The following is an 11,235-nucleotide window of genomic DNA, read 5'->3' as shown; positions in this document are numbered from 1 at the left end:
ACACCGGATCTCGCAAGACACAGATTGGTTCGACAGATGCGTTCGCTCGAAGACCTGCAGGAAGCGATGGCGGCCCGGCTGGCCCGGGAGGGGCTGGCCACCGTGTCGTCGGTGCCCGCGCGGCGGGACCCGGCCCGCGCGCCGCTGTCGTTCGGGCAGCGTTACGTCTGGGCGCATCAGCAGATCGCGCCCGACAGCGTGGCCTACAACCTGTGCCTGGCGCTGACCTTCGACGGCGAGGTCGACGCGGCCGCGCTGCGGGCGGCGTTCGAGGCGCTGGCGCGTCGGCACGAGGTGCTGCGCACCACCTATCACACCGACGAGAACGGCGAGCCCTATCAGCTGATCCACGCCGAACTGCCGCCGCGGCTGACCGACGTCGATCTGACCGGCCGGCCCGAGGCCCGCGGCGAGCTGGCCGAGCTGGTGACGGCCGCGGCGCGCGAACCCTTCGACCTGAGCCGCGAATCCTCCCTGCGGGTCACCTTCGTCCGGATGACACCGGCCGAACTCGTCGCGATCGTGGTGATCCAGCACATCGCCTGGGACGGTATGACACTGCCCGCCCTGTCCCGGGATGTGGAGAACTTCTACCGGCAGGCGCGCGGCGGCGCGATCGAGGTCGAGCCGCTGCGTCGGCAGGTCGCCGACTTCGCCGAATGGGAGCAGGACCGCTTCCGCGCCGACGACCACACCGACGACATCCGGTTCTGGGAGACCCGATTCGACGGTGAGGTGCCCGATCTACAACTGCCCTACGATCGCCGCCCGGTCGCGGTCTCCGAGCGCGGCGCCCGGGCGGATCGGCCGCTGAGCGCCCGCGCCGACGCCAATCTGCGACGGCTGACCGCCGAGCTGCGTACCACCGCGTTCTCGGTCTTCCTCGCCGCCTACTACCTGGCGCTGCGGCAGCTGACCGGCCGGTCGGACATGGTCATCGGCACCACGGTCGCCAACCGCGAGGAGGCCGGGATGGAGCTGCTGATCGGCAATCTCGGCAATATGCTGCCGTTGCGCATCGAGCACGGGAGCGCGGGAACCTTCGCCGATCTGGTCGAGCGCGTCCGGACGGTCACCACCGAGGCGTTCCGGCACAAGAACTTCCCGCAGGAGGAGATCGTCCGCGCGGTCAACCGGGCGACCGGCAATGTCGGCTCCCGGCTGTTCGACACCATGGTGCTGTTCCTGCACGAGCAGATCTCCGGGCCCCGGCTGCCCGGCGCCACCACCCGCTGGGAGCTGGTGGACAACGGCGCGGCCCTGCTGCCGCTGGTGGTCGAGACGTTCCAGCACACCGATCGCACCGATGTGCAGATCACCTATCGCACGGACGTTTTCGACGCGGTGACGATCGAGCGGCTGCACGAGTACATCGACCGGATGCTGGCCGAGGCGGACCGCGACAGCCGGATCGCGGCGCTGCTGACGCTGTCGGACTCCGATCGGGCCCGGCTCGGCGAGTGGTCGCACGGCCCGGTGGTCGACATCGTCCCGGACACCGTCGATGCCATGATCCGCGCGGCGGCGGCGCGGTATCCGGAGCGGGTCGCCGTGGTGTTCGAGGATCTCGAGCTGACCTACGCCGAATTCGATGCGCGGGTCAACCGACTCACCCGCCTGCTGCTGGCCCGCGGGGTGCGCCCCGGCGACCGCATCGGGGTCTACGCCGAGCGCGGCTTACAACTGCCGGTCGCCTTCGCCGCGGTGCTGCGGGCCGGGGCGGTGTACTTCCCGGTCGATCCGAGCTATCCGCGCGATCGCATCGAGTACATGCTCGGCGATGCCCGGCCCAGCCTGCTGCTGCGCTCGGCGCAGCGTGATCCGGACGTCGACATCGAGGTTCCCGTCATCGATCTGGCCGACCCCGCCGTCATCGAAGAGCTGGCGGCGCTGGATGGTTCGGCACTGGGAGCGGACGAGCTGGTCCGCCCGATCCATCCGCTCGACGCCGCCTATCTGCTCTACACCTCCGGCACCACCGGGCGGCCGAAGGGCGTGGCGAACCAGCACCGCGGCGTCGCCAATCATGTGCAGTGGATGCGCGACCACCTCGGCTTCGGGGCGGAGCGGATTCTGCAGAAGGCGCCGATCGGATTCGACGTCTCGGTATTCGAACTGGTCAATGCCCTGTGCACCGGATCGGCGACCGTACTGCCGCCGCCGCGGTGGTGGCAGGCCGATGTGGAGGCGCTGGCCGGGATCATCCACCGCCACCGCATCACCCAGATCTCGCTGGTGCCCAGCGTGGTTCGCGCCTTCATCGATGCCGGGCCCGATCCGGCGCGGCTGCAATCGATGCGCTATGTCTATCTCGGCGGAGAATCGGTGCCCCCGTCGCTGGTCGAGGAGGCGAGTCGATTCTTCGGCGGCACCGTGATGGGCCTGTACGGTCCGACCGAGGCCGCGATGGACCTCACCCACGAGGATTTCGCCGACACCCGCGGCCGCGACGAACTGCAGCCCGCGCTCATCGGTATTCCGGAATCGAATTCGTCGGTCTATGTGCTCGACGAAGGTCTGCGCCAGGTTCCGCCGGGCGTCATCGGCGAGCTGTATCTCGGTGGCGTGCAATTGGCCCGCGGCTATCACCGCCGTCCCGATCTGACCGCGGCGGCCTTCGTGGCCTGCCCGTTCGGCGGTGGGCCGGGGGCGCGGATGTACCGCACCGGCGATATCGTGCGCTGGAATTCGCGGGGTCGGCTGGAATATCTCGGGCGCGTGGACGATCAGGTCAAGATCCGCGGCCACCGCATCGAACTCGGCGAGATCGGCACGGTGCTACGGCGCATGCCCGGCATCGCCTCGGCGGTGGCCGTTACCCACGAGCAGGGCAGCGGTCCCGTGCTGGTGGCCTACTACGTCCCCGAACCGGATGCGGAGTACGCCACCGCGTCCGAGGCCGACAACTCCGCGCGCATCCGGTCTCATCTCGCGGATCGCCTACCGGAGTACATGATTCCGGCGGCCCTGGTCCGGCTGGCCGCGCTACCGCTGACCGCCAACGGCAAGCTCGACCGCCGCGCCCTGCCGATGCCGGATCTCGGCGGCGGCACCGGACACGGCCGCGCCCTGCGCGATGCGGCCGAGCGGGCCGTGGCCGAGGTGGTGCGCGAGGTGCTGGGCATCGCCGCGGCCACCGAACTGGCGGCCGAGGACGACTTCCTGGTGCTCGGCGGGGACTCCATCACCGCCATCCGCATGGCCTCCGCCCTGAAGAAGCGCGGCCTGCTGATCACCACGAGCGATCTGTTCGAGGCTCGCACGATCGCCCGGATCGCCGCCGCCACCACGCCGCTCGCCGCGGGCGGTGCGCCCGCGCTCGCCGAGTCCGGTGCCGCCACCGATTGGTTCCCGCTCAACCCGATCGCCACCGCGCTGACCGAACAGTCCGCCGACTACCACGCCTACAGCCAGGCCACGGCCGTGGTGACGCCCGCGCACTGCACCCGCGAGCAGGTCGCCGACGTCGTCGCGGCGCTGGTCGACCGGCATCCGATGCTGCGGGCGCAGGTCGCGCCCGGCCCCGACGGCCGCATCGCCTGCCGGATCCCGCCGCGATCGGCCCGGCCGGAGCTCGTGGAGGTGGTGCTCGACCGCGCGGACTGGGAGCGTAGCGCGGGACATGAACTGCGCGAACGACTTCGGGCCGCGAGCGAATCGCTCGACCCCGCCGCCGGGCGCATGGTCGCCGCGGTATGGGTGCGCTCCGACGACGGTGCGCTCGGCCGCCTGCTGCTGGTGATCCATCATCTGGCCGTCGACGGCGTGTCCTGGCGGATCGTGCACGACGATCTGCGCCAGCTGTGGGCCGCCGCCGCACCGCAGGAGCCGGGTACCTCGATGCGGGCCTGGAACACCGGCCTGGCTCGGCTGGCGAGTGCCGATACCGTCGTCGAAGCCCTGCCGTACTGGAGTGCCGCCGCCGCGGGCACCGACCCGCTACTGGGCAGCCGCGCCTACGACCCGGCCGCCGACACCGTCGCGACCGTGCGCGAGGTGACCGCCGCCCTGGACCCCGACGACACCGCCTTGCTCATGAGCACGGTCACCACGGCATTCGGCTGCGACTTCCTCGATGTCCAGGTCGCCGCGTTGGCCGTGGCCGTGCACCGGTTCCGGCGGCAGCGCGGTCGGGACGCACGCACCGTCTCGCTCACCATGGAACGACACGGGCGGGTCGAAACCCTGTTCGCGGGCGTGGATCTGGCCAACACGGTGGGCTGGTTCACCACGACGTATCCGGTCGCGCTCCAGGTGACCGCGGATGGTGCCGTCGAGTTGGAGGCGGCGGTCAAGGCCGTCAAGGAGCAGCTGCGCGCGGTGCCCGACTCCGGAATCGGCTGGGGGCTGCTGCGCTGGCTCAACGCCGAGACCCGTCGCATCCTCGAGCAGCACCGTTCACCGCAGATCAGCTTCAATTACATGGGCCGCTTCGCCGCCGGGGCCGGGACCGAACCCTGGAGCCCCGCACCGGAATTCGGCTATCTGGGCGGCCACGCGAACGACACCATGCCCGCCCCGGCGCTGCTCGACATCAATACCGTCGCGCTGACCGAGGACGAGCGGGTGACGCTGCACGCCTCGTTCCGCTACCCGGCCGGCCCGCTGGCCGAGGCCGAGGTCCGCGAGCTGGCCGAGCTGTGGCGGCAGGCACTGGGCGAGCTGGTGAAGATCGTGCGGGACAATCCGATTCGCCGACTCACTCCCACCGATGTGGTCGCCGACGAGGTGAGCCAGCTCGATCTCGATCGCTGGCAGGCGCTCTACCCCGGTTGCGTCGACGTCCATCCGCTCGCGCCGCTGCAGGCGGGTCTGTACTTCACCGCGCTGGGTGCCGCGGGCAACGACGTCTACAACGTGCAGACGCTGATCGGCGTGCGCGGAGAGCTGGACGTGGCGCGCCTCGGTGCGGCCTTCGACACCGTCCTGAACCGTTATCCCAATCTGCGCGTGTCGATTTCGGTCTCGCATGCCGGGCAGCCCTACGCGATCGTGGTCGACCGCATGACGATTCCGGTGCGCGAGATCGACCTCACGGCCCTGCCGGACGCCCGGGAGCGGCTGGGTGAATTCCTGCGGTCCGATCAGGCCGAGCAGTTCGATCCGGCGCGCGGGCCGCTGTTCCGGGTCACCGTCGTCCATCTGCCGGACGCGGTGCACACGGTCGTGCTGACCTCGCATCATCTGCTCACCGACGGCTGGTCCGGCCAGCTGCTGCCGCGCGAGATCTTCGCCGAATACGCCGGCCCGGGCGCACCGCCCCTCGGCGATCCGGAGACCTTCGCGAAATTCCTGCGGCTGACCCGGGAGCGGGAGGCGGCGACGGAGGCCGCGTGGCGCGACCATCTCGACGGGGTGCGGCCGTGTCTGGTCGCGCCGTCGCGGGCGCCCGGCAGCGGTGGCGTACCGGCCATGCGGACGTTCGCCCTCGACGACGACCTGGTGCGGCGGGCCACCCGCCTCGCGGCCGAACTCGGCACCACCTTCAGTCTGATCTGCCAGCTGGCGTGGGCCAACGCGCTGCGGTATGTGACCGGCCAGCGGGCGACGGTTTTCGGTGAGGTGGTCTCGGGGCGGCCCGCCGACCTCGACGGGGTGGACAACGCCGTCGGCTGTTTCGCCAACACCGTTCCGGTCGTGGTGGACCTGCCGCCCGAACAGTCCTGGCGGGAGCGGCTGGCCGAGCTGCAGCGGCACCGGGTGGAGCTCATGGAGCACCATCAGTTCCGGCTCACCTCCGCGATGCGCCTGGCCGGTGGACGCAGGCTGTTCGACAGCATGTTCGTCTTCCAGTCCTATCCGCCGGGCCGGGCGGAGCTGGAAAGACTGCTGGGCAGTGCGGGTTTGGCGCTGGAGTCGTTCGAGGGTGGCGGCGCGACCGACAACGCGCTGCTGCTGATGATCTTCCCGGCGAATTCGCTGCTGCCCACCGATGCCGTCCAAGCGGCCGTCTTCTATGCCGAGGACGCCTTCGAACCCGACGACGCCCGGATCGTCGAAACCGCCTTCCGCAACAGCCTGCGCGCGATCGCCGAGCAGCCGGACCTGGGAGTCGGCGCGAGCGCCGTACTCGACGAAGAGGACCAGGGCCTGTTGGTGATGCGACGCATGTGGCAGTGAGAGCACCAGGAGAGAGTTGATATGGCTACCGCACCAGGTTGGATCCGACAGTTTCACAAGAGCCGTGGTGGGGCGCCGCTGGTGATCTGCCCGCACGCGGGCGGCGGCGCGTCGACCTACCGGCCGTTCTCCACCCGGCTGCGCGACGACTTCGATGTCGTGGTGCTGCAGTATCCGGGTCGACAGGACCGCGCGCGGGAGACACCGCTCGAGACCCTGCCCGAGATCGCGGCCGGGGCCTTCGAGGAATTCGCCCGCTCCCCGTACAACCGGGGCGAGCCGGTCACGGTATTCGGCCACAGCATGGGTTCGATCGTGGCATTCGAATTCACCCGCCTCGCCGAGGCCGCCGGTGTGCCGGTGCGCCTGCTCGGCGTCTCCGGGGCGGTGCCACCCTCGCGGGTGGCCGAACTGCCGCCGCATCCCACCGAGGACGAGCAACTGCTCGACCATGTGAGCGGATTGCAGGGCACCGGCTCCGACGTGCTGGGCAACCGCGAGCTGATGCGCATGGCGCTGCCCGCGCTGAAGGCCGATTACGCCGCGTTCGATCGCTATTCGTGCCCGGCGGACGTACAGGTGCGGGCCGCCATCCATGCGATGGGCGGCAGCGACGACGAGTACGTGACCATGGGCGATCTGTACGGCTGGCAGCGCCACACCAGCGCGGACCTGCGGGTCGACATGTTCGACGGCGGTCACTTCTATCTGCACGACCAGGTCGACGGCATCGCCGAACTGCTCGTCGCCGAACGGGAAGTGGCGGCATGACCGACGATCCCATCGTCATCACCGGCCTCGCCGTCGAGGCGCCGGGCGGTATCGAGACCCCGGCCCAGTACTGGACCGCGCTGGCCGAGGGTCGCGATCTGATCGGCCCGTTCCCGCGCGACCGCGGCTGGCCGATCGACCGGCTGCTCACCCTGGGGCAGCTCGACGGCTGGGCGCCGGTCCGTGACGCCGGTGGATTCCTCGACGGCGCGGGGGAATTCGATCCGGCCTTCTTCGGCATCACCCCGCGCGAGGCCGTCGCCATGGATCCGCAGCAGCGGGTGGCCCTGCGGGTGGCCTGGCGGGCGCTGGAGAATGCCGGTATCAATCCGGGGGCGATCGATGGGGCCGAGGTCGGGTGCTATATCGGCGCCTCCTTCTGCGAGTACGGCCCACGCGGTGCGGAGGTGACCGACTACAGCGGTTACCGGGCCACCGGGGCCATGCTCAGCGGCGCGTCCGGGCGGATCTCGAATTGCCTCGGCCTGGAAGGGCCTTCGATCGTCGTCGACACCGCCTGCGCGTCGTCGCTGTCGGCGCTGCACATGGCGGTGGCGGCGATTCGCGCCGGTGAGTGCGACTGGGCGCTCGCGGGTGCGGTATGCGTGATGGGTTCGCCCGCGGGGTTTTTCGAGTTCTCCAAGAACAACGCGCTCTCCTCCGACGGGCAGTGCAAGCCGTACTCCGACGATGCGGACGGCACGCTCTGGGCTGAGGGCGCGGGAATCCTGGTGCTGGAGCGGGAGTCCCGCGCTCATCGACTGGGCCACCGCGTCTACGGCCGGATCTTGGCGACCTGCGTGAATCACAACGGCGCCGGTGCCCCGATCGCGGTGCCGAGCACCGCCGCGCAGGAGCGGTTGATTCGGAAAACGGTTGCGGCGGCGGGCATCGCCCCCGAACTCGTCGGCATGATCGAAGGTCACGGCACCGGAACCGCGGTCGGCGACCCGATCGAGCTGACCGCGCTGCAGCGGGTGTACGGGGGCGGCGAGGCGCTGCTGGGTTCGGTGAAATCGAATCTGGGCCACGCGCAGGCCGCCGCGGGCATGCTCGGCCTGATCAAGGTGCTGCTGAGCGGATTGCACGGCCACATCCCGCCGACCCGCTTCGCTGACAACCCCACGACCAGGGTCGATTGGTCGACCTCGGGCCTGCGGTTGGCCCGCAAGCTCGACTATTGGCAGCCGCGCGACGGGGTCCGGTACGGCGCGGTGTCGTCGTTCGGCGTCTCGGGCACCAATGCCCATGCCCTGATTGCCATTCCGGCCGTGGAAGAGGAGATCCATGCCTAGCTACCGACTTCCCGACGGCAGCGTGCCGGTGCTGCTGTCCGCCGACTCTCCCGAGGCGCTGCGCCGGGAGGCGGCCGCGATCGCCGCCTACGTCGTCGACCACGCCGAGGCCACGGCGGATCGCGTCGCCGACATGCTGTTTCGTACCCGGATGGCACGCCGGTTCCGGGCGCTGGCCATGGTCACCGACCGCGCTGAACTGATCACGGCGCTGCGGGCCGTCGCGGATGCCGAGCCGCACCCGGACGTGGTGACCTCGGCTCACCCGGCGTCCGCGCGCCGGACCGCCTATGTCTTCCCGGGGCAGGGCAGCCAGCGTCCGGGCATGGGCCGCATGTTCTACGACCACTCGCCCGCCTACCGCGCGGCGGTGGACGAATGCGACCGGGTCTTCCACGAGCTGTACGACTGGTCTCCGCTGACCTATCTGCTCGATGCCGACGCGCCCGCCGACGACAACGCCCGCACCGTCCAGCCCGCGCTGTTCATGCAGGCCCTGGGCGTGGCGGCCATGTGGCAGGCGGTCGGCGTGCGGCCCGCGATGACCGTGGGGCATTCGCAGGGCGAGATACCCGCCGCGTATGTCGCCGGTGTGCAGACGCTGCGCGACGCGGTTCGCATCGTCACCGTCCGGGCGACGCTGGTCGACGAGGAGCGGTTGGTCGGGTATTCCATGGCGGTGCTGGGCATCGACCGCGAGGAGTGCGAGGATCTGCTGGCGCGGCAGGCGGGCTGGGCGGAATTGTCGGTGATCAACTCTCCGCACATCATCGCCATCTCCGGGGAACGCGACACGGTCGTCGATGTCGTCGAATCGCTTACTGCCGCAGGTAAATTCGCCAAGGAGATCCGGGTCAAATATCCCGCGCACACCTCCTATCTCGCCGGTGCCCCGCGCGGATATCTGGCTCGGGCACTGGGCGACGATCTGGACAACGCGACCTTCCTCGACGGCGAGATCGACTGCATCGGCGGCACCTTCGGCGATCGCATCCACGCGGAGGTGCCGGCCCTCGACTACTGGTACCTGAACCTGCGCAACCGGGTCCGGTTCGACCGGGCCATCGAGACGGCCGCCGCGCGGGGCGCGGACACGTTCGTCGAGATCTCCGAACATCCCACCCTGATGCTGGCGATTCAGGAGAACCTGCACGGCATCGCCGGACAGCGGGAGTTCCAGGCCCTGGGCACGTCCCGGCGTGGCGCGGAAGGATTACGCGAGTTCACCCGCAATCTGGCCACCGTCGTGGTGCACGACTCGAACTATTCGTGGGATGCGCTGCGGGACGACACTTCCGGGGATGCGCGGGCGTTGCCGCTGCTCGACTTCCCGAACACCCAGATGAGCCCGCGAACGCTGTGGGCGCCGTACTCGCGGACGGAGACGGCGACCGCGCCGGGTGCGGACAGCGGCCTGGTAGCCCCGCAGCGGCTGGTGGAGCGGTGGTCGCGCATGCGGCGTCGCGCGCTGGTACCGCCGCGCACCCTCGCGGTGCTGGATCCGGGCGGCCGGTGCGGTGAGCTGGCGGCGGCGGTTCGTTCCGTCGCGCCGCGCCACGGCGCGACCGTGGTCGAGGCCGACGGCGAATTCGATGCGCTGCTGGTTCTCGTGCCGCCGCCGTCGGATACCGATCTCGCGGCCGCGGTCGACGATCTGGCCGAATTCCTCGGCGATCGCGCGTGGCCGCTCGATACCGGGACCTCCGAGGTGTGGCTCGTGACCGCCGGTGGCGAACAGGTGCTCGACACCGACGTGCCCGATCCGTTCCATGCCGCGGCCCAGGCCGGATTCCGCTGTCTGGCGGCCGAACACGCCGGGGTGAGGTTTCGTCACGTCGATCTCCCCGCGGGCGAGGACGCCGCGGTGTCGGCCAAGGGGCTCCTGGGCGCGGTCCACATCGCCGCGGAACCCGAGCTCGCGGTGCGCGACGGCGGTGTGTACGCCAAGCGCCTGGTCGTCGACGACGCCACCGACGACCCGCCACTGGACGCGGCCGATCTCGGCGAGGTCGTGATCGTCGGGGGGACGGGCAAACTCGGCCTGGACTTCTGCGAACGCTTCGCCGCGGCCGGGGCCCGGCGGATCACCCTGGTCAGCCGGTCGGGTGGCGACGCTGCCGCCGCCCGGCGCATCGACGGCATCCGCGACTCCGGGCGTACCGAGGTCGTCGTGCGAACCTGCGACGTCGGCGACGCGTCCGCCGTGGCCGCCCTCGCCGACGAATACCGCGCGACCCCGGCGGATCTGATCGTGCACGCCGCCGTGGACTACGCGACCATGGCCGAATCCGACGACGCGGCGGTGCGCGCGGGTGCGGCCGCGAAGATCGTGGCGCTGGACAATCTGGTTCGGCACTTCCCGCTCGCCGCGGACGGCCGAATCGTGTTGTGCTCCTCACTGTCGGCCACCCTCGGCGGCCGCGGACATACGGCGTATTCGGCGGTGAACCGGCTGCTGGACGCGGCCGCCGCGCGCTATCGGGCGCAGGGCATCCATTGCGTCTCGGTGCAGTGGGGGCTGTGGCGGGCCGTCGGCGCCGACCACGCCGATGCGCTGGCCCGCATCGTCGGCACGGGATTGCTGCCGATGGATCCGGCCGCGGCCGTGGCCGCGGGCTTTCGCAAGGCGGCGGCGAACGTACTGGTCGTCGCCGCACGATGGAGCCGGGTCCGGGAGCTGTTCGCCGTCTACGGATTCCAACCGCTGTTCGCCGAGCTGCCCGAGGACGCACCGTCACCGGTACCGACCGCACCCGAGCCACCGGCCGAGCCGCAGCCGCCGGAGTCGGTCGCGAATCCGCCTGCGGTAGTGCCGGAATCGGCCGATACCGCCGAAACGGTTCGGCATGCCCTGCGGACCGTCATGGGCCTGGGCCGCTCCGAATCCATCGACGGTTCGGTGCCGCTCGTCGCGCTCGGTCTGGATTCGATCCAGGCGCTGGATCTGCGCAAGCGCATCGAGGCGGATCTGCGGCGGGACCTGCCCGTCACGGCGATCCTGGGCGGCGCCTCCCTCGACGAGGTGGTTTCCCTGCTCGCCTGAGCCGCG

The 11,235-nt window shown here is 70.5% G+C and carries 4 protein-coding genes; all 4 read left to right on the top strand.

All coding sequences use genetic code 11. From position 1 onward, the window contains the following. The first annotated feature begins 36 nt into the window (after nucleotides 1–36). The 4 genes from NDR87_RS19940 to nbtC are packed head-to-tail and all read left to right on the top strand — an operon-like array spanning nucleotide 37 to nucleotide 11,229. A complete protein-coding gene (locus tag NDR87_RS19940) occupies nucleotides 37–6,120 on the top strand; it encodes a non-ribosomal peptide synthetase (RefSeq protein ID WP_251914355.1) in 6,084 nt (2,027 codons plus the stop codon). 21 nt (nucleotides 6,121–6,141) lie between these two features. Further along, on the top strand, nucleotides 6,142–6,891 hold the full coding sequence (locus tag NDR87_RS19935; RefSeq protein WP_251914356.1) for a thioesterase II family protein: 750 nt from the start codon (nucleotides 6,142–6,144) through the stop codon (nucleotides 6,889–6,891). After that, nucleotides 6,888–8,186: a polyketide synthase gene (locus NDR87_RS19930; protein WP_251914357.1), complete on the top strand. Its 1,299-nt coding sequence runs from the start codon at nucleotides 6,888–6,890 to the stop codon at nucleotides 8,184–8,186. Before NDR87_RS19935 ends, NDR87_RS19930 begins: the two co-directional genes overlap by 4 nt. Beyond that, nucleotides 8,179–11,229, top strand: a complete 3,051-nt coding sequence (gene nbtC, locus NDR87_RS19925; RefSeq protein WP_251914358.1) for a nocobactin polyketide synthase NbtC — start codon at nucleotides 8,179–8,181, stop codon at nucleotides 11,227–11,229. The genes NDR87_RS19930 and nbtC overlap by 8 nt, the downstream gene beginning before the upstream one ends. The last annotated feature ends 6 nt before the right edge of the window (nucleotides 11,230–11,235 follow it).

The sequence above is a fragment of the Nocardia sp. CDC159 genome (assembly GCF_023740735.1).
In the GTDB taxonomy this organism is placed as follows: Bacteria; Actinomycetota; Actinomycetes; order Mycobacteriales; family Mycobacteriaceae; genus Nocardia; species Nocardia pulmonis.
Note: the sequence above shows the minus strand (reverse complement) of the source record. Positions and strands in the feature narration are given on the sequence as shown.

Bases quoted from the DNA above. Each gene is read 5' to 3' on its own strand.
- NDR87_RS19930 (WP_251914357.1), top strand. From the start codon at position 6,888: ATGACCGACGATCCCATCGTCATCACCGGCCTCGCCGTCGAGGCGCCG.
- NDR87_RS19940 (WP_251914355.1), top strand. From the start codon at position 37: ATGCGTTCGCTCGAAGACCTGCAGGAAGCGATGGCGGCCCGGCTGGCC.
- NDR87_RS19935 (WP_251914356.1), top strand. From the start codon at position 6,142: ATGGCTACCGCACCAGGTTGGATCCGACAGTTTCACAAGAGCCGTGGT.
- nbtC (WP_251914358.1), top strand. From the start codon at position 8,179: ATGCCTAGCTACCGACTTCCCGACGGCAGCGTGCCGGTGCTGCTGTCC.